Raw genomic sequence first — 20013 nt, 5'->3', positions numbered from 1 at the left:
GAAGATATGAATAAAAATAATAATGGAGGATTAATAATGAAAGAAAAGATTAACAAGAGTATTGCATTTTTGCTAGGGATTTTTTTATTAATTACAAGCGTATTGACACCTACATTTGCAATGGAAGAACCTTTTTTGACATTAATGTCACAAGAGGAAAGTGAAAAATGGGATAATATTGAAACTTTTGATAATTTTCCTGGAAGTGGAATTAAATATACTAGTTATAATTTTACTGGTGTGAATGATATTCATTGGGAAACAAATGGATCAAGAGATCAAGATACTTATCAAATTGATTAAAGAGGTGTGATTTTAAGAAGTAAAGAAGAAGACAATTCTTTTATTAAGGCTACTTTTCCAAAGGGAATTGGAAGAATAAAAGTTGATCTTAGAAAAGCATACAAAGGAAAAACTAAAAGGAATTATGGTTTATATATTGATGGAGAACTTTCTTCACAAATTGAAGTTCCTAATTCTGGTGAGGAAAATAGCGATGTAGTAAATCTTTTTGCAGATGTAAATAAAAAAGGACCTGTTACAGTTGAGATTAAAAGAATAAACCCTAATACATCTAGTGCATAAGTTACAATTGATAATATTAGATGGACTAATTATGATAGTGATAAAGCTGACATTTCTAAAGAGACAACAATTCCTAAAAATTTAGAAGAGCGAGTAAGTCCAAATGACTCAAAAACTGATTTAGAAAAAGACACAAATTTATTAACTATAGAAGAAGTTAGAGAAAAAGATGTTAATGAAGAAGTTACGACTAAGGGCATAATTACTGCAATTGATAGTAATTCTGTTTTTATAGAAGATTCAGATAGAGGAATTGCCATTTATCCTCAAGAAAGTTTAAATGGAGCTAAACTTTATGATGAAGTAGAAGTTTCTGGAGTTCGTGGTGAATTTAATGGACTTAAACAAATACAAAACCCCAAAGTAAAAGTATTATCAAGTAATAATATTATAGAGCCAGCAGAAGTTACTATTGAGGAACTTTTAAATAATTTTGATAAATATGAATCTAGAAAAATTCTAATAAAGAGTGCTAAAGTTTTAGATTATAAAGCAAGTGATTGGAATATACCGATTTCACAAGATGGAAAAAGCATTGTTGTGTTTGATAAAAATAGTTTAAATAGACCTAATGAATTAGCACCAAATGATACAATTGATATCAAAGCAACAGCTTCAATGTTTAAAAAAGAACAATTAATTATAATAAATAGTGATGATATAAAAATTTTAAAAAATGGTCACCAAGAAGAAAAGATTTATAATTCTGATATTATAGATGATAATTTAATAAAAGAAAATAATGCAAAATTAATACCAGAAGTTTTAAACATGAATGAAGGAGAAAATACTACTGTTATTGGAGTGGTAGCAGGTTGGTATGGAGGAGGCAATAATTTAATTATCCAAGATATTGTAAATGGGGAAGTAGTTGGATATCAAATATTTGGCCCTCCAATTGAAACTAAACCTGGAGATATTGTTGTTGCAGAAGGAAAAGTAACAAATTTCTATGGACTACCTGAAATGAGTAATATAGAAAATATGAAAATAGTGGGAGAAACTGATGCACCAGATCCACAAATAATAACAGCTAAAGAATTCAATATTAATGGGAATAAATATGTCAATGAACTTATTAGAATTAATGATTTAATATTACCAGAATACGATGGAGGAAAAGGTGCAATTTCTTTTGAATCTGAGGATGGAAATAAAATTTCTTCATATAGAGCCCCTGAATATCCTATTGGATCAAATGCTGGTGATAAAGTTGATATAATAGCGATTGGGAACAAACATTATGAAAATTATCAAATTTCAATTAATTCTAAAAAAAGTTATATTTTGAAAAATGATACATTAGCTCCATTTGTTGTAGTTAATCAATTTCAAGATGCAATTTTAAATAAAGACTACAATTTTGCAGTAAATATTGAGGAAAATACTACCATAAAAAATGTATTATGTAACTATGAATTAAATGGAACAAAGGGACAAGTTCAATTAACTGAAAAACTAGAAAAGGGAAGATGGGAAGGTAAAATCCCTGCAAGTTTTATAAATTCCAAGGGAACTTTAAAGTTAAATATTAAAGCAATTGATGGATCAGACAATGTATCAGATGGCTATTATGAAAATCCTTTTGTGTATGGTGAAAGTAAAAAATTAGATTTTCCAATAGAAATAAAAGTAGATGATAAACCTTTCGTAGAAAGTGTTGAGCCAAAATCAGGATTTGAAACTAAAGAAAATAAAAGACCTGTCATTAAGGCTAATCTATTTAATCAAGGAGAAAATCCAGAAGTAACAATAGAAATTAATGGCGAAAAGGAAAATATGGAAGTAGATGGATCAACTGCTACGTTCACTCCTAAAAAAAATTTAAAAGATGGTAAGATTTCTCCAATAATCACTATTAAAAGGTCAGATGGGGTACTTTCAGAAGAATTTAAATGGTCTTTTTATGTAGGAAGTTCAGAATTCAAACATTATTATGGACAACTTCACTCTCATACAAATTATTCAGATGGAGCTGGCACTCCAGAAGAAGCAGTAGAATATGCTAAAAATGCAGAACAAATTGATTTCTTTGCAATTACAGATCATTCAAATTATTTTGATACAGAAGATAATTTAGGAAGAATTGATGATGAAAATTCAGGAATAAAATCAAAATGGAAAAATTATAAAAATATTATACAAAGTTATAAAACAGATGATTTCTTGCCAATTTATGGTTATGAGATGACTTGGACAAAAACTGGTGCAAATTATGGACATATCAATACTTATAATACGACAGGATTTATATCAAGAAATGATCCAGAATATAATGACAAACAAAATTCTAAGGGACTTTTGAAATATTATGATTTATTGGCAAGTTTAGATGAAAATACTTTCTCACAATTTAATCATCCAGGAAGTATTTTTGGAACTTTTGATGACTTTGGACATTTTGATGAAAAATACAACGAAAATATTAAACTTGTCGAAGTTGGAAATGGGGAAGGTCAAATTGGATCCAATGGATATTTTAGATCCATAAATGAATATACTAAAGCACTTGATAAAGGATGGAAACTATCTCCTTCGAACAATCAGGATAATCACAAAGGTAAATGGGGGAACGCAAATACTGCAAGAAATGTTGCCATAGCTAGAAGTTTAACTTATGATGAAATACTTGATGCAGTGAAAAATAATAGATGGTATTCCACTGAAGATAATAATCTTAGAATAGATTATTATGTGAACGAAAATATTATGGGGTCAAAGATTGAACCAACTAATAATTTAAAAGTTAGGATAGAAGCACATGATCCAGATGAAGATGATATAATTTCAAAAATTGAGATTGTTTCAAACGGAGGAAATGTAGTTTACTCCAAAGAGAATAATTCAAATTCAATTAATGATGAAGTAACAGTTAATAATAGCGGAACTTATTATTATCTTAAGTTAACTGAAAAAGATGGGGATATTGCAGTGACATCTCCAGTGTGGACAGGAGAGATTAAAAATACTGGAATTGACTCAATAAATAAAGATACAGAGATTGAAGAAGTTGGCAAAGCTACACATATTAATACTGTATTTAATAGTGAAGAAGGAAAGAAAATTTCTAAAATTCAATATATAAATAAATCAAGTGGAAATGTAATTAAAGAAGTTAGTATGAATAAAACATTAAATGCTGGTAAAAATAATATTGACGAAGAGATTATATTTAGAGAAGAGGGGATATACGAATTAGAAATGAAGGTATTCTTAGAGGGAGAAGATGAACCTTATACTAAATCTATAAAAGTAAATGTATATCCTAAGGATATGAAGACTAATAAAATTGAAGAAGTTTTCAAATTAGATGAAAATAAACAAGTTATGATTGAAGGAAGATTGACATCAAATGCTAGTGGGTTTGATAAAAACACAGCCTTTTTTGACTCAGCTTATGTAGAAGATGAGTCAGGAGGTATTAATATATTCCCAATTTCTGGAAAGTATGAGGAAGGTCAAAAAGTTAGAATAAAAGGATATACTTCATCTTATCAAGGAGAACATCAAATTGATATTTCAAGTATTGAAGTTATTGATGAAAATATAGAAAAGATAAATCCTAAAAAAATAAATACTGGTGATGTTCCTAAAAATTTAGGTTTTCTTGTAAAAGTTAATGGAATTATTAAGAAAATAGATACAGAAAATGATTTAATAAAATCAATAATTATAAATGATGGAAGTGGCGATATTAGAGTATTTATCGATGGTTATATAGGAAGATTCAAATCAGAAGATAAGTCTATGCCTAATTATAAAATTGGAGAGGAAATAGAAACTACTGGTTTATCTTCTATAGATCCAGAAGGGAATAGAATAAGAATTAGAAATAGAGATGATATTGAATATTTAAATAAGAAAGATTCTAATGAAAATCAAGATAAAAATCCTGAAGGAAGACCAAATGAAAATCCTAAAGAAAAACCAAACGAAAAGCCTTATGAAAAATCAAGTGAAGAAAATAATACAGATGATAAGATTGAAAAAAGTTCTAACAGTAATAGTTCATCAAGCACTCATAGCATCAAAAAACACAGATCTAAGAGTAAGGTTTACTATGTAAATACTAATACAAAATCAGAAGAAAAATCGATTTTACAAGAAAGTAAAAATGAAGTTAAAAAATCAAATCCTAATTTTAGGGATGTAAAAAAATCAGATTGGTTTTCAAATTATGTAGATTATGTTTATAAAAATGAATTGATGGTAGGGACTTCAAAAAACGAATTTGGTCCTGAAGATAATGTAAAAAGAGTTATGATAGTCGAGGTATTGTACAGATTATCTGGAGAAAATTCAAAGAATATAGATCTACCTTTTGATGATATCGATGAGAATGCTTATTATATTAATGCTTTGAAATGGGCCTATGAAAATAATATTGTAAAGGGCATCACAGAAAATAAATTTGGGCCAGATGAAAATTTAAAGAGAGAAGAATTGGTAACTTTAATTTATAGATATAGTTTATATAAAAATACGAATCTAGAACAAAATGAAGATTTGAAAAAGTTTAAAGATTCAGAAGAAATATCCGATTATGCAAAAGATGCCTTTAGTATGGCTGTAAAAAATAACTTAGTTACAGGCTACGAAGACTTAACGCTAAAACCTAAAAAAAGTATTACGAGGGCAGAGCTTGCAAAAATAATTTCAGATTTCCATAAAATTAAATAAAAAAGTTGAATAAAAGAAAAATCTCAAAGAGGCATTCAAATTAACTAAAATGTCAATTTGAGATTTTTTTATTAATTACTAAAAATATTGTTAGTTTAATCAAACATAAATTATATTAAATTAATAATAATTTTACCTAAATCATAATATTTGTTATAATTGTTTATTATATAAAGTGGTGATTAAATGGAAAGATGGTTTATAAAAAATAAAAGTGATCCAGGAATTGATTATAAAAAACTTGGAATAAATAATGTAATTTATAAAATTTTACTAAATAGAGAAATTAATACAGAAGAAAGTATAAAAAATTTTTTAGAGCCTAATCTTTCAAATTTAAATTCACCTATCCTTTTAAGAGATATGGTAAAAGGATCTAATATTATTTTAAATTGCATATCTAAGGGAAAAAAAGTTAGAATAATTGGTGACTATGATGTTGATGGTGTAACTTCTACTTATATACTTTATACGGGGCTAAAAAGAGTTGGGGCAGATGTAAGTTATGATATTCCTCATAGAGTAGAAGATGGTTATGGAATAAATAATAATCTTATTGACAAAGCTTTTGATGATAATGTAAAAATTATCATTACATGTGATAATGGGATAGCTGCAAGAGATTGTGTGAATTATGCTAAATCTAAGGGAATAGATATTATTGTAACTGATCACCATGAAGTCCCAAAAAAAATGATTCAAAAAGAAGAAGTGGAGATTCTTCCGGATGCCAGTTCAGTTATAGATCCAAAGCAGAAAGAATGCAATTATCCCTTTAAAGAAATTTGCGGTGCAGTTGTAGCATTTAAATTAATAGAATACATTTTTTTGATTAAGGGAATTGATAAAGAAGAACTTTATGAAGAATTTTTGCCATTTGCAGCACTTGCCACTGTATGCGATGTAATGCCTTTAATAGATGAAAATAGAATTATAGTGTCTGAGGGATTGAAATATCTTAAAAGTACTAAACACGTAGGGTTAAATGCACTGATAAATGCGTGCGATATTGACAAAGATAAATTAGATGTATATCATTTAGGATTTATAATTGGGCCTACTATTAATTCAAGTGGAAGGCTTGATTCTGCAAAAAACTCTATAAAGTTATTCTTAGAGAAAGATTACAATTTGGCATTTGAAATGGCAAAAGGTCTAAGAGAGCTTAATTATGAAAGACAAGAACTTACTAATAAGGCTTTTGAAATAATAGATAAAAAAATTGAAAAAGAAAATCTTTTAGATAGGCATAATGTTTTAATTATTTATAATGAAGGTTTGAACGAATCAATACTTGGAATTGTTGCTGGTAAGATAAAAGAGAAATATTATAGACCAACTGTTGTTTTAAGTGATTCTAAAGATTTAATTAAAGGGTCAGGAAGAAGTATTGATGAATACAATATGTTTTTAGAATTTTCTAAATCTAAAGATTTTTTAAATTCTTTTGGTGGACATAAGATGGCTTGTGGTTTGTCCATTGTCCCCAATAATTTAGACTCTTTTATAGATGATGTGGATAAAAAAGAAAATTTAACTAAAAGTGATTTAATTAGAAAAGTATATATAGATGGTAATTTGAAACTGAAATATATTTCTATGAATTTAGTTAAGAATATAGAAAGATTGGCACCTTTTGGCAATGGAAATTTAGCTCCAAAATTTGGGACTAAAAATTTAAAAGTAAAGACTTTAAATATACTTGGAAAGAATAAAAATTTTTTAAAGATGACTTTGTCTGAAGATAATATAAGTTATACAGCAATTTTATTCGAAGATTCAAATGTATTTTTAAATAATTTAGCGAAGTTTTATGGAAGGGAAGAAATTTTGGCCTTAATAAATGGTAGGCCTTCAAATATCTCAATAGATATAGTCTTCAATTTAGAATTAAATAGTTTTAATGGAAATACAAATATTCAGTTGAAGATTAAAAACTATCGAGTTACAGGTGAAGAAAATGTTGTTAATAGATGAATTAATAAATAAAGTCAAATCTTATAATGAAAATGCAGATATAGATCTTATTATGCGTGCATATAAAATGGCGGAAGAACATCATAAAGGACAAAAAAGAAATTCTGGAGAAGATTATATAATACATCCTTTAAATGTTAGTTTGATTCTTGCAGATATGAATATGGATACTGCAACTATTGTTGCAGGTCTTCTTCATGACGTTGTGGAAGATACTGATGTTACTTTAGAAGATGTTAAAAATGAATTTGGAGAAGAGATAGCTGATTTAGTTGATGGTGTCACTAAATTAAAAAAATTAAATTATAAGAACAAAGAAGAAAAGCAAGCGGAAAATATTAGAAAAATGGTTCTTGCTATGGCAAAGGACATTAGAGTTATTATTGTAAAGCTTGCTGATAGGCTTCATAATATGAGAACTTTGGAATATATGACTGATGCTAAGAAAGTTGAGAAAGCAACGGAAACAGTTGAAATATATGCTCCAATTGCAGATAGACTTGGTATGAGTAGAATCAAGTGGGAACTTGAAGATTTATCTCTAAGATATCTAGACGAAGATGGATATTACGAACTAGTGGAAATGGTCAACAAGAGAAGAAATGAAAGAGAAGATTTAATAAATCATATTATTAAAGTTCTTAAAGAAAATTTAGATAAAGTTGGCATTAAATGTGAAATAAAAGGAAGACCAAAAAACTTTTATTCAATATATAAAAAGATGAAGAAAAAGGGAAAAGTTTTTGATGAAATTTATGACTTATCAGCTGTTAGAATTTTAACTAATTCTGTTAAAGATTGCTATGGTGCACTTGGAGTAGTTCACACACTTTTCAAACCAATACCTGGAAGATTTAAAGATTATATTGCAATGCCTAAACCAAATAAATATCAATCTTTGCACACAACTGTAATTGACAACAATGGCGAAACTTTTGAAGTTCAAATTAGAACTTATGAAATGCATCAAACTGCAGAATATGGTATTGCAGCTCATTGGAAATATAAAGCTGGAGTTTCAAAAGAAACAGCTTTTGATGAAAATTTAACTTGGCTAAGACAACTTTTGGAATGGCAAAAAGACTTAAATGATCCTGGAGATTTTATGGATACATTAAAGATAGATTTCTTTGCTGATGAAGTTTTTGTGTTTACGCCAAAGGGAGATGTAATTAACTTGCCCGAGGGATCAACGCCAATAGACTTTGCATACAGAATTCACTCTCAAGTTGGTAACACTTGTGTCGGTGCAAAAGTTAATGGAAGGATTGTTCCATTAAATTATACTTTGCAGAGCGGAAACATTGTTGAAGTGATTACAAATCCTAACACAAGTCCATCACTTGATTGGTTAAATATTGTAAAAAGTCCTCAAGCTAGAAAAAAGATATCTCAATATTTTAAAGTTAAAGACAAAGAAAAAAATATTGAAAGAGGAAAAGAAGCCATTGAGCGTGAAGTTAAAAAACAAGGATATCAAGTTCACAAAATTTTACGAGATGATTTCTTAGAAGATGTTCGCAATAAGTTAAATATGATAAGCCTCGATGAAATGTATGCAGCTGTTGGTTTTGGAACTATAACGACAATGCAAGTTACTGCAAAATTAGTTGACTCTTATAATAAATTTTATAATAAAGGCCAAAAAGATGTAGAAGACATAGTAAAATCGAAAAAGAGCTATAATAATCAAGGCATTGAGGTTAAAGGTGCAGATGGCGTAAATGTTAGGATTGCAAAATGTTGTACCCCTGTTCCGGGAGATGAAATTATAGGATATATTACAATTGGAAGAGGCATTTCTGTCCATAGAAAAGATTGTAAAAATATGCAAAATAATATCGATCCATCTAGACTTGTTGAAGTTAAGTGGGAAAATAGCAATTCTACAAATTATAGTGCTTCAATTGAAATCAGGGCTTTTGATAAACCAAATGTAATAGGTGATGTTGCAAATAGAGTTAATGATTCTAGATTGAGTATTTCTTATTTAAACGCAAAGACTACAAAAAATGGTGATGCGATTATTGACATCACTGTTGAAATTACCGATGGTGAAGAGTTAGAAAGGCTCATGGAAAAATTAAAAAGAATTAATAATGTTTTAGAAGTATATAGGATAAAGGCGTGATATAATGCGAGCAGTAGTTCAGAGAGTTAAAAGTTCAAGTGTTTCTGTGGATGGAAAAATAATTTCAGAAATAGAAAAAGGACTTATGGTTCTTCTCGGAGTTGAAGAAGATGATGATGAAAAAGATTTAGAATATATTTTAAAAAAAGTTACTAAACTTAGAATTTTTGATGACGAAGATGGAGTTATGAATAAATCTTTAATTGATTATAATCTTGAAATTTTAGTTGTAAGTCAATTTACTCTTTATGGTGATGTTAGAAAAGGCAATAGACCAAGCTATGTCAGGTCTGCAAAATTTGATGATGGGATTGTTTTATATGAAAAATTTATTGAAGAATTAGAAAAGATGAATTTAAAAGTTTCGCATGGAGAGTATGGAGCAGATATGGATGTAGCTCTTGTAAATGATGGACCTGTGACTATTTTGTTAGATTCAAGTAAAAAGTTTTAGGTGAATTATGGAATATAAAATTATAAAATTAGTAGTTGGAGATCTTCAGGAAAATTGTTTTATTCTTTTTGATGAAAATAAAGATGCCTTTATTGTTGATCCAGGCGATTCAAGTAAAAATATTATAAATGTAATTGAAAAAAATAATTTAAGTATAAAATTTATTTTGCTAACTCATGGACATTTTGATCATGTTGGTGCAGTAGCTGCATTAAAAGAGAAATATAATGTCCCTATTTATTTATCAGAAAAAGATAAAAACTTTTTAGAGAAACCAGAAGAAGTTAGAGCATCTGCCTTTGGAATTCAAATAGAACCTGCTAAAGTTGACTATTTTGTAAAAGATAAAGATGAAATAAAATTTTCTCAAGATATAATAAAAGTTATAGAAACTCCTGGACATACAATTGGATCAGTTTGTTACCTTTTTAAAAATCTTTTGTTTTCTGGTGATACTCTTTTTAATGGCTCAATTGGAAGAACTGACTTTCCAGAATCGGATCATAATCTAATGATGGAATCTTTAAAGAAATTAAAAAATCTTGATGATGATATTTTTGTTTTATCTGGACATGGCCCTGAATCGCAAATGAATTATGAAAAAAATTCAAATCCTTATTTTAGAAGATTATGATTTTTATTGAAAATAATAATGAAGCCTTAAAAAAATCTATTTTTGAGTTCTTTAGGATGAAATTACCACAAGATTATGAAAAATTAGACTTAGATTTAAAAATTGAGGTTAATGATAAATTAATTTTGATTGAAATAAAAGGTAAAGGATTAGATAGAAAAGATAAATTAATTATTAATGAAGAGAAAACTCATTTTTTAATAAAGAGATATTTATTTGATTTATTTTGCGACTATGAAAATTTTGACAGTAGTTTTGGTATACTCACAGGTGTTAGACCTTTAAAACTTATTGCAAAAATTTTTGATAAAAATAGTTTTGAAGATTCTTCTAAAATAATATTTGAAAAATATAGAGTAAATGGAGAAGATACTAAGTTTTTATTTAAAGTTTACAAAAATCAGAATAAAGTTAGAAATTATTCCAATATAAATAATTACAATGTATATGTTCATATACCATTTTGTCCAAGTAGATGTTCTTATTGTTCCTTTGACACAACTTTGGAGAATAAAGACAAAATGATGCTTTATACTGAAAATATAGTTTATGATATTTATAATTACAATTTAGAATTTGAAACGAATCCGCATTCTATTTACATAGGTGGAGGTACGCCAACATCCATTGGAATAGAGAATTTAGAAAGAATTATAGATGCGGTTATTAAAAAGTTTGGGAATTCCCAAGAATTTACCGTTGAATGTGGAAGAATAGATAGTCTTAGCATTGAAGTTTTAGAAATGTTAAAGTCAAAAGGTGTAAATAGAATAAGCTTAAATCCTCAAACTTTTAATGAAGAAGTTTTAAGTAATTTAAATCGTATTTCTAATAAGAATATGAAATATTGGTATAATACTGCCAAAGATATTGGTTTTGAAGTTATAAATATGGATTTAATTATGGGTCTTCCAGGAGAAGATAAAAGTAGTATAATAGATTCCATAAAAAAAGCAACTGATTTTGGTGCGGAAAATATTACTATTCATACTTTGGCATTAAAAAATGGTTCGAAACTTTTTGAAAATAATTACGCGAGTAAAGAAAGTTACACTAATTTAATTAAAGATTCTAAATGGATTATGTCTAACGCTGGTTATGAACCTTATTATATGTACAGGCAGAAAAAGTCTATCATTAGTTCTGAAAATATTGGATATTCTAAACTAGGTCATGAATCTATTTATAATATCGTGATGATGGAAGAACTTGAGAATATTATTGGATTTGGATTAGGTGCAAGTACAAAGATTTTAAACTCTAAGGGAAATTTTAAAAGAGATTTAAATTCTAAAAATTTAGAAGATTATTTAAAGAGGGGTTAATTTTGAAATTAAGTGAAATTTTAAATAATGTAGAAATTATAGATACAAATTTTAAATTAGATAAGAATAAGGATGTAGAAAAGATTGCCTTTCATACAGATGATGTAGAAAAGGGATCTATTTTTGTTGCTATAAAAGGATATGTTACAGATGGACATAGGTTTATAGAAAAGTCAAAAGAATTAGGTGCAGAGGTTGCAATTGTAGAATATTTTGTCGATGTAGATATAAAACAAATAAAAGTTGAAAATTCAAGAATTACATTAGCTGATATGGCAACAAATTTTTATAAAAACCCTTCAAAGGAAATGAATATAATTGGAATTACAGCGACAAATGGAAAGACAACTACAGCCTTTATGATTGACTCTATCCTAAAGCGTGACAAGAGAAAAACAGGAATTATTGGGACTGTTTTAACTAGATACGATGATATTAAAATTCCATCTGTTTTAACTACACCAGAATCTTTAGTTTTACAATCCTATCTAAGAGATATGAAAGATAGAGAGATAACAGATGTAACAATGGAAGTTTCTTCTTCTGCTCAAGAACTATTTAGAAATAAGAACATTGATTTTGATATTGTTACATTTAATAATTTGGGTAGAGAACATATTGATCAGCATGGAAGTTTTGAAAATTATTTTCACTATAAATCAAGATTAATAAGACATGCAAAAAAAGATGCAGTAGTTATTTTAAATAAGGATAATGAAAAAATTTATTCGCTTAAAGATTATACAAAAGCAAAAGTTTTGAGCTTTTCCTTAGAAAATAATGATGCAGATTTTGGAATTTCTAATTTGGATTTGTCAACAGGAAAGGGAAATTTTACTTTTAAAATAAATAGAGATATAGATTTAGGGAAATTTGTAATAAAAAAATCAGATTTTGATGTAAAATTAGGTTCAGTTGGCTATTCATCTGTGATGAATTCTGTTGTAGCAATAATAGTTGCTTTATGTCTTGGAATTGAAAAAAATGTAATAAAAAAATCTCTTTTGGAATTTAAAGGTGTTGAAAGAAGATTCGAACTTATTTATGATGAAGAGTTTAAAATTTTAGATGATCACTTTGCAAATGAAAAAAATATTGATGCCACTATGGAAACATTGAAAGAAATGGAATACAAAAATTTAAATATTTTATATGCGATAAGAGGTAAAAGGGGCATTGAAGTAAATAGAGAAATAACAGAAAGACTTGTAAAATGGATAAATATTCTAAAACCTAAGACATTCTCTGCAACTTTATCAAAGGATACTGTTTCTGAAAAAGACAGGGTTACTGATGAAGAGTTAAATGTTTTTAAAAGTGTTTTAGAAAAAAATAATATAAAATATAAAATTTATGATAATTTAGAAGAAGCAGTATATAATTCTATTGATCAAGTAAAAGATGAAGATGTTCTTTTACTTGCTGGTTGTCAAGGAATGGATAAAGGTGCAAAATTTGTTAAAGAGAAACTTTTAAAAGAAAATAAAGTTAAAAATATAGGACAGTTTACTGATAGGATAGACAATAGAGTCTGTTAAAGTTGAATTTTTAAATTTCTTGTTTTATAATTAAACTAGAAAATTATGATGAAAACCAATTAAATAGATAACTAGTTGTTATTATTATATTATTAACGACTAAGCTCCAAACCATTTGAGGCTTGGAGTTTAATTTTTAGGAGGAAATATGGCTGAAAAAATGGGAAATCTAAAGAGAACTCATTATTGTAATGAGATTTCCGAAGATTTAATTTCAACAGAAGTTACGCTAATGGGATGGGTCGCAAAACAGAGATCTCTTGGATCAATAATTTTTGTAGATTTAAGAGATAGAAGTGGAATAGCACAAATTGTTTTTGATGATACTTCAGATAGAGAACTCTTGGAAAAGGCGAATCGACTTCGTGGAGAGTTTGTAATTGCAGTAAAAGGAAAAATTAGAGAAAGATCTTCAATAAATGAAGAACTTAAAACGGGAAAAGTTGAAGTATTGGCAAGCGAACTTAAAATTTTAAGTGAGTCTGATGTTCCACCAATTTATATAAAAGATAATGACAATGTTTCTGAAAATATGAGACTAAAGTATAGGACTTTAGATTTAAGAAAGCCAAGTATGCAAAAAAATCTTATGATTCGATCAGAAATTTATAAAATAACTCGTGACTTTTTCTATGAAAATGGATTTATTGAAGTGGAAACTCCAATGCTCACAAAACCAACTCCAGAAGGAGCAAGAGATTATTTAGTTCCCAGTAGAGTAAATCCAGGCGAATTTTATGCACTTCCTCAGTCACCACAACTTATGAAACAGCTTCTAATGGTTTCTGGATTAGATAGATATATACAAATTACAAAATGTTTTAGGGACGAAGACCTAAGAGCAAATAGACAGCCTGAATTCACACAAATTGATATGGAACTTAGTTTTGTAGATGAAGAAGATGTGATGGAATTAAATGAAAGATTTCTACAAAAATTATTTAAAGAAATTTTAGATAAAGATATTGAACTCCCTATAAAGAGAATGAAATATTTTGAAGCAATGGATAGATTTGGTGTTGACAAGCCAGATTTGAGATTTGGAATGGAACTAAATGACATTTCTGAAATAGTTAAAGATTGTGGTTTTAAAGTATTCGAAGGAAATTGCGAAAAAGGAAAATCTGTTAGAGGAATAAAGGTTGATGGTGGAAGTGATTTTTATTCTAAAAAACAAGTTAAAAAATTAGAATCTTTTGTAAAAGATTATAAGGCCATGGGTCTTTCTTGGATTAGAGTGGATGAGAAAATTGACTCTCCTATTGCAAAGTTTATTTCAGAATATAAAATGGATGAAATAATTAGATCTTTTGGTGCCAAAAAAGGTGATTTAATTTTAATACTAGCTGACAAAAATTCTGTTGTGTACAGCGGACTTGGAAATTTGCGTAACAAGGTTGCAAGAGATATGGATTTAATAGATGAAGATGATTATAAACTTCTTTGGATTACAGAATTTCCTCTGTTTGAATATGATGAAGATGAGGGAAGGTATGTTGCAATGCACCATCCTTTCACGAGTCCATTAGATGAAGATATAGATAAACTTGAAATAGATAAAGAAAATGCAAGAGCAAAAGCCTATGACATAGTAATAAATGGAGATGAAATGGGCGGTGGAAGTATAAGGATAAATGATCCAGAAGTTCAAGAAAAAATGTTTAAAGCTCTTGGTTTATCTGAAGAAGATGCAAAAGAAAAGTTTGGATTCTTGCTTGAAGCTTTTAAATATGGAGCACCGCCACATGGTGGGCTTGCATATGGTTTGGACAGACTTGTTATGTTATTTACAAAAGCAAGTAGTATTAGAGATGTAATAGCATTTCCAAAGACTCAAGCGGCAACTTGTTTATTGACAGGAGCACCAACTGAATTATCAGAAAAACAATTAGATGAAGTTCATATAAGAGTAGTTGAAGATAAAGAGTAAGGTGGTTTTAAATGGAAAGTATTGGTATTGTTAGAGCAAAAAATAATAATAAAATATTTGTTGAATTCACTAGAGAGAGTGCATGTGGAGAGAGTTGTGCTACTTGCAGTGCAAAATGTGCTGAGTCAAAGACAGAACTTTTCGAATTTCCAAATACGATATCTGCAAATATAGGGGATTTAGTAAAATTAAAAACTGACGATAAGTCCGTGCTTTCCTATAAATTTTTAGTTTACGGACTTCCACTAGTTTTGTTTATGGCAACAGTGAGTGCGTCTTATTTTCTGTTGAATAATACTTCAGTAGAAAATAAAGATCTTATTTCTCTATTGATTGGAGTTTTATCTTTATTAATTTCACGCTTTATTTTAAAAAAAGCTGATTATAAATTCCAAAAATCAAGTAAAGGTGCTATTTTTCTTCAAAAAATGTAGGTGAAAAATGAATAGCAAAAGCTGGTATAAGATTCTATATATTTTTTCGATTATTATATTTATTTTATCTCTAATCTTTTTTATATATTCAGTTGCAAATAAAAAATACTCTTCTAAATTAATTTTAGAAAATGAAAAGATTAAAAACGATATAAATCTAATTGAAAATAAATCTAAAGTTATTGAAGAAGATATAGATTCACTAGAAATAGAGTTTAATTTAAAATCTCAAGAGTTTTATGAAAAATATGGTTATCAATTTGATTCAAATAAATCTGATGAAATAAGAAGACTAATTGAAGAATATAAAGATAAGAATAAAATTCTTATTTCAGAAATAAAAGAAAGTTTAAAAGCATATGGGGCTTATTTTGAATCAAACATTTATGAAAAAGAAGGTTATGAGAAATCCATTAATGATTTTTTAGAATTGGCGAATGAAGATAATTTGGAAAAACATAGAGATATTTATGATGAGCTTGAAATTGAAAATTATATAGAAAAATCTTCTGGATTTTCTAAGAATATTTTGGTTAAAAATAAAGATTCTAAGGAGTTAAAAGTTTTGCTTTTTTATGCTTCAATTTATAGTTCAAATATAAATTCTTTTTTAAATGGTGAAAAGTCTTCTTTATCAGATGTTTATGCTGATTTAAATAATTTATTAAATATTTATACAGAGATAGAAAAAAAAGGTTATAATACAGGAAATTTAAGTGCCGAAAATTTGATTTATTTAAAAAATAATTTAGAAGAAAAGATATCTTCTTATTATAAAAATCTTGGAATATTAAAAACATTAGAAAATGGTGATAAAAATGAAGAAATCAACTAAAATCGTATTTTCGTTTGTTTTTATTGCTCTTGGAATATTTTTGTCAATCATTGGTTTTTCTAATTTGAAAAATTTAAAGAAATCTTATTTTAATCTTTCAAGAGAAAATTCTTCTCTTGTTGAAAAAAAAAGCAAATCGGAAGAAAAATTAAGAATTTTAAGTGATGATTTGAACAATAAGAGATCTAAGATTGACACAATAGATAATGAACTGAAAAAATTTGATATTATAGAAGATAAATCCATGGAGATAGATGAAGTCAATGAATCTGTATGTGAATCTATAGTTCCTTTTCAAAAAAATAATTTTGATAATTTCTATAAAATGTCAGATAAGAAATTAAGTAATTTTAAGCCTCTTTCTGGAAATTTTATAGCAAATAACTTGAATGAAGATGAAGTTAACTCTAACTTAATTATTACTCCTTATATAGTTAATTCTTATATTAATTTTGATTTAAATAGAAATATTGCAAAGCACAATGTTAAATGTTTTGAGATGTTAGGAATTATTGATTATTTAAAAAATGGAAATAATTATTTTTTAAAGTCAATTCTTTTAAATGATAATTCAAAAATTTCAAAATTAAAGGATGGAAAAGATAATATTTTAAAAGATGAGTTTCAATTTTTTTTAGTTTATAAAAATATTTTTGAAAACTCTAATGATTCAAAATATTTTATTGATAAAGCTGATGAATATCTTGAAAGTTATAATATAAAAGTTGAAGACGAAGATAGTTTTAAAGTTTTGAACGCCTTATGTATAGATATTTTAAATTCATCTGTAAATTATTTATATAATTTTGAAATTGTAGATTCAAATGATGAAAAAATCTTGAGAAACAAAGATTTTGTAATGATGCAAGAAAAAATAAACCACAAAGATAAAATTACTACTTATCATAACAAAGTTAGTAATAATTTTTATGTGATTACAGAAGAAAAAGAATGATGCCATTATTCTTAAATGGGAGAAAAATGAAAGATAAATTAATTAGATTAAATTATAATGAGAAAGAAATAATTTTAATTCCAACAGCACATGTATCTTCTGAGAGTGCAGACTTAGTAAGAGAAACTATAAAAGAAGAAGACCCTGATTCAATTTGCATTGAGCTAGACGATCAAAGGTATAAAAACTTAAAAAATCCAGATGCTTGGAAAAATACAAATATTATTGATATAATCAAACAAAAAAAAGTTACTCTTTTAATTGCAAATTTAATTCTTTCTTCTTATCAAAAAAATATTGCAAAAAAACTTAAAACAAAACCAGGTCAAGAGATGGTTGAAGGAATTAAGGCTTCAGAGGAAATGAGAAAAGATTTAGTGCTAGCTGATAGAGATATTCAAAAAACTTTTATGCGTATATGGAGAAAAATGGGATTTTTTGAAAGAATAAAACTTTTTTTTTCTTTAATGGCAGTAGATGATGATGAAGAGGTTTCTGAAGAAGATTTGCAAAAGTTAATAGAAAGAGATAATCTTGAGCTTGCAATAGAAAATATGGGTAAGGATTATCCTGAGATAGCAGCAACTCTTCTACACGAAAGAGATAAATATTTAGCTTACAATATAAAAAATGCTCCAGGTAAAAAAGTCATTGCAATTTTGGGAGCAGCACATACACCAGGTGTAGAGAAAGAAATATTTAAAGATCAAGATATTGAAGAGTTAAATAAAGTTCCACCAAAACGTCTTTCTAGTAAAATTATTCCTTGGATAATTCCAATATTAATTATTGTACTAATTGCTATTGGATTTAGACAAAATTCTGATACTGGAGTTGATCAAATAAAATCATGGTTTTTGTTTAATTCTGTTTTTGCTGGAGCTTTTACAGCACTTTGTTTGCCACATCCACTGAGTATATTGACGGCTTTTGTAATGGCCCCTTTTACATCAATGAATCCTATGCTTGCATGTGGATGGTTTGCGGGAATTGTAGAGGCAACTTTAAAAAAACCAACAGTTGAAGATGTGAATAATATTCCTGATGATGTTTTTAGCATTAAAAGATGGATAAAGAATAAATTTTTAAAAGCACTTTTAGTTGTAATTCTAGCAAATCTAGGATCATCCATAGGGACTATAATTGCAGGCAGTAAAATAATACAAAGTATAATTTAATAAAAATTTAGGTAATGGGATTTGTCCATTACCTTTTTTAGTTCATTTAAGTTTTGAATTTTTTATAATTTCACGAATTATTCTGAAAATACCTTGAGAAAGAACTATACCAAGTGCAAGAGCTGATGTTGTTAAAGTTGTTTTTATGACTTGTTCACGCATTAATACATAGTTTGACTCAATAAAATAATACATAATATAATACATTCCTGCTCCTGGAACAAGAGGAACTAGACATGGCAAAGTGAAAACAGTAGCAGGTTTTTTAAAGTACATTGCAAAAGTTTCTGAAAAAATTCCAATTAGAAAAGAAGTAATTAAATACGAAATCATATAATTTCCGCTAAAGTCAAATAAATATTCGTATAAAACCCATAAAAATCCACTTAGTGCAGAAGTGATGAGGCGAACATTTCTTGGAAGTTTAAAATAAATCGTAAATCCATAAGTTGCGAAAGTTGATAAAAAAAATTGTATTAAATTATTCATAATATAAACCTCATTATTTTAAGTCCTACACCAACTCCAAAGGCAATAGCAAGGGCAATAAAGAAGGCTTTAATCATTGTAATTGCACCTGTTATAAATTCACCACTCATAATATCTCTTACAGAGTTTGTTATAGCTACACCAGGTACTAATAACATAATAACACCAATTATAATATTATCGATATTTGAACCAAAATTAAAATGAACAAAAGTAATTGCAAGTATTGAAGTTATAAAAGCACAGATAATATTATTTATAAAAAAAGAAAGTTTAAAGTGACTTAATTTATCCAAAATAATAGGAATTAAAATCCCAATAAAAAAACTTGCAAAAAAATCTTTTAAATCTCCGCCAAATAGTACAGAGAAAAAAGAGGCAGCTATTCCTCCAGACAAATAAATTTTTTCTTTTTTTTCTTCTGTATTATCAATTTCAAAAAGTTTGTCATAGGCTTCTTTTATGGAAAAGTCACTGGAAACAAATTCTCTTGAAAAAGAATTTACTCTATCTATTTTATATAAGTTTGTATCAGCAATAGTAATCTTTCTAAAATTACTTAGAGTTTCTCCTTCAAATTCCATAGAAATAAATATAGCTGAAGGAAGAGCATATGCGGAAACATTGGAAATATTTGAAACTGATTTACAAATTCTTTCAATTGTATCCTCTGCTCTATAACTTTCTGCTCCATTTTGAATTAAAAGAGCACCTGTATATAAAGATAAATTCATTAAATCTTTAGCTTCTTTTATATTATTTAAAACTTTAGCCATTTTATCACCAAGTTAATTATACTATTGAGATTTTACATTCTCAACGGAAATAGTAAATTGAATCTAATAATTTAATTTGTTATAATGATTAA

17 protein-coding genes are annotated in these 20013 nt (G+C 27.5%); 14 read left to right on the top strand and 3 right to left on the bottom strand.

Annotation, left to right across the window (positions count from 1 at the left end):
• Positions 1-36: 36 nt before the first annotated feature.
• Positions 37-303, top strand: a complete 267-nt coding sequence (locus BQ5450_RS00670; protein ID WP_071125640.1) for a hypothetical protein — start codon at positions 37-39, stop codon at positions 301-303.
• Between the two features lie 6 nt (positions 304-309).
• Positions 310-585: a hypothetical protein gene (locus BQ5450_RS00665; RefSeq protein WP_071125639.1), complete on the top strand. Its 276-nt coding sequence runs from the start codon at positions 310-312 to the stop codon at positions 583-585.
• A 29-nt stretch (positions 586-614) separates the two neighbouring features.
• Here BQ5450_RS00665 and BQ5450_RS00660 read toward each other — a convergent pair whose 3' ends face one another.
• Entirely contained in the window at positions 615-845 is a 231-nt protein-coding gene (locus tag BQ5450_RS00660; protein ID WP_071125638.1) for a hypothetical protein, read from the bottom strand.
• A 280-nt stretch (positions 846-1125) separates the two neighbouring features.
• On the opposite strand from BQ5450_RS00660, the gene BQ5450_RS00655 reads away from it, so the two are divergent.
• From BQ5450_RS00655 to BQ5450_RS00600, 12 genes are all read left to right on the top strand, one after another.
• Positions 1126-5265: a CehA/McbA family metallohydrolase gene (locus BQ5450_RS00655; RefSeq protein WP_071125637.1), complete on the top strand. Its 4140-nt coding sequence runs from the start codon at positions 1126-1128 to the stop codon at positions 5263-5265.
• Between the two features lie 186 nt (positions 5266-5451).
• Entirely contained in the window at positions 5452-7242 is a 1791-nt protein-coding gene (recJ, locus tag BQ5450_RS00650) for a single-stranded-DNA-specific exonuclease RecJ (RefSeq protein WP_010242322.1), read from the top strand.
• A complete protein-coding gene (locus tag BQ5450_RS00645; protein WP_010242324.1) occupies positions 7226-9373 on the top strand; it encodes a RelA/SpoT family protein in 2148 nt (715 codons plus the stop codon). The genes recJ and BQ5450_RS00645 overlap by 17 nt, the downstream gene beginning before the upstream one ends.
• 4 nt (positions 9374-9377) lie before the next feature.
• Positions 9378-9827, top strand: a complete 450-nt coding sequence (gene dtd / locus BQ5450_RS00640) for a D-aminoacyl-tRNA deacylase (protein WP_071125636.1) — start codon at positions 9378-9380, stop codon at positions 9825-9827.
• 7 nt (positions 9828-9834) lie between these two features.
• Positions 9835-10461: an MBL fold metallo-hydrolase gene (locus BQ5450_RS00635; RefSeq protein WP_010242328.1), complete on the top strand. Its 627-nt coding sequence runs from the start codon at positions 9835-9837 to the stop codon at positions 10459-10461.
• Positions 10458-11786, top strand: coding sequence for a coproporphyrinogen dehydrogenase HemZ (gene hemZ / locus BQ5450_RS00630; protein WP_010242329.1), 1329 nt, complete (start codon positions 10458-10460; stop codon positions 11784-11786). The genes BQ5450_RS00635 and hemZ overlap by 4 nt, the downstream gene beginning before the upstream one ends.
• A gap of 2 nt (positions 11787-11788) precedes the next feature.
• On the top strand, positions 11789-13324 hold the full coding sequence (locus BQ5450_RS00625) for a Mur ligase family protein (RefSeq protein WP_071125635.1): 1536 nt from the start codon (positions 11789-11791) through the stop codon (positions 13322-13324).
• Positions 13325-13472: 148 nt separating this feature from the next.
• A complete protein-coding gene (aspS, locus tag BQ5450_RS00620) occupies positions 13473-15254 on the top strand; it encodes an aspartate--tRNA ligase (protein WP_071125634.1) in 1782 nt (593 codons plus the stop codon).
• Positions 15255-15265: 11 nt separating this feature from the next.
• Positions 15266-15688: a SoxR reducing system RseC family protein gene (locus BQ5450_RS00615; protein WP_010242332.1), complete on the top strand. Its 423-nt coding sequence runs from the start codon at positions 15266-15268 to the stop codon at positions 15686-15688.
• Between the two features lie 7 nt (positions 15689-15695).
• The gene (locus tag BQ5450_RS00610; protein WP_071125633.1) at positions 15696-16523 is read left to right on the top strand and encodes a hypothetical protein; all 828 of its coding nucleotides are present in this window, start codon (positions 15696-15698) and stop codon (positions 16521-16523) included.
• Positions 16507-17478: a hypothetical protein gene (locus tag BQ5450_RS00605; protein ID WP_071125632.1), complete on the top strand. Its 972-nt coding sequence runs from the start codon at positions 16507-16509 to the stop codon at positions 17476-17478. The genes BQ5450_RS00610 and BQ5450_RS00605 overlap by 17 nt, the downstream gene beginning before the upstream one ends.
• 26 nt (positions 17479-17504) lie before the next feature.
• Complete coding sequence (locus BQ5450_RS00600) at positions 17505-18656, top strand: TraB/GumN family protein (RefSeq protein WP_026038549.1); 1152 nt, start codon at positions 17505-17507, stop codon at positions 18654-18656.
• A 42-nt stretch (positions 18657-18698) separates the two neighbouring features.
• Here BQ5450_RS00600 and BQ5450_RS00595 read toward each other — a convergent pair whose 3' ends face one another.
• Together BQ5450_RS00595 and BQ5450_RS00590 are read right to left on the bottom strand one after the other, a co-directional pair.
• Entirely contained in the window at positions 18699-19145 is a 447-nt protein-coding gene (locus BQ5450_RS00595) for a threonine/serine exporter family protein (protein ID WP_010242336.1), read from the bottom strand.
• On the bottom strand, positions 19142-19921 hold the full coding sequence (locus tag BQ5450_RS00590; RefSeq protein WP_071125631.1) for a threonine/serine exporter family protein: 780 nt from the start codon (positions 19919-19921) through the stop codon (positions 19142-19144). Before BQ5450_RS00590 ends, BQ5450_RS00595 begins: the two co-directional genes overlap by 4 nt.
• Between the last annotated feature and the right edge of the window lie 92 nt (positions 19922-20013).

Source organism: Peptoniphilus lacydonensis, from assembly GCF_900106515.1.
GTDB lineage: Bacteria > Bacillota > Clostridia > Tissierellales > Peptoniphilaceae > Peptoniphilus_A > Peptoniphilus_A lacydonensis.
Note: the sequence above shows the minus strand (reverse complement) of the source record. Positions and strands in the feature narration are given on the sequence as shown.

Bases quoted from the DNA above. Each gene is read 5' to 3' on its own strand.
- BQ5450_RS00670 (WP_071125640.1), top strand. From the start codon at position 37: ATGAAAGAAAAGATTAACAAGAGTATTGCATTTTTGCTAGGGATTTTT.
- BQ5450_RS00660 (WP_071125638.1), bottom strand. From the start codon at position 845: ATGGCAATTCCTCTATCTGAATCTTCTATAAAAACAGAATTACTATCA.
- recJ (WP_010242322.1), top strand. From the start codon at position 5,452: ATGGAAAGATGGTTTATAAAAAATAAAAGTGATCCAGGAATTGATTAT.
- BQ5450_RS00645 (WP_010242324.1), top strand. From the start codon at position 7,226: ATGTTGTTAATAGATGAATTAATAAATAAAGTCAAATCTTATAATGAA.
- dtd (WP_071125636.1), top strand. From the start codon at position 9,378: ATGCGAGCAGTAGTTCAGAGAGTTAAAAGTTCAAGTGTTTCTGTGGAT.
- BQ5450_RS00635 (WP_010242328.1), top strand. From the start codon at position 9,835: ATGGAATATAAAATTATAAAATTAGTAGTTGGAGATCTTCAGGAAAAT.
- hemZ (WP_010242329.1), top strand. From the start codon at position 10,458: ATGATTTTTATTGAAAATAATAATGAAGCCTTAAAAAAATCTATTTTT.
- aspS (WP_071125634.1), top strand. From the start codon at position 13,473: ATGGCTGAAAAAATGGGAAATCTAAAGAGAACTCATTATTGTAATGAG.
- BQ5450_RS00615 (WP_010242332.1), top strand. From the start codon at position 15,266: ATGGAAAGTATTGGTATTGTTAGAGCAAAAAATAATAATAAAATATTT.
- BQ5450_RS00610 (WP_071125633.1), top strand. From the start codon at position 15,696: ATGAATAGCAAAAGCTGGTATAAGATTCTATATATTTTTTCGATTATT.
- BQ5450_RS00605 (WP_071125632.1), top strand. From the start codon at position 16,507: ATGAAGAAATCAACTAAAATCGTATTTTCGTTTGTTTTTATTGCTCTT.
- BQ5450_RS00600 (WP_026038549.1), top strand. From the start codon at position 17,505: ATGAAAGATAAATTAATTAGATTAAATTATAATGAGAAAGAAATAATT.
- BQ5450_RS00595 (WP_010242336.1), bottom strand. From the start codon at position 19,145: ATGAATAATTTAATACAATTTTTTTTATCAACTTTCGCAACTTATGGA.
- BQ5450_RS00590 (WP_071125631.1), bottom strand. From the start codon at position 19,921: ATGGCTAAAGTTTTAAATAATATAAAAGAAGCTAAAGATTTAATGAAT.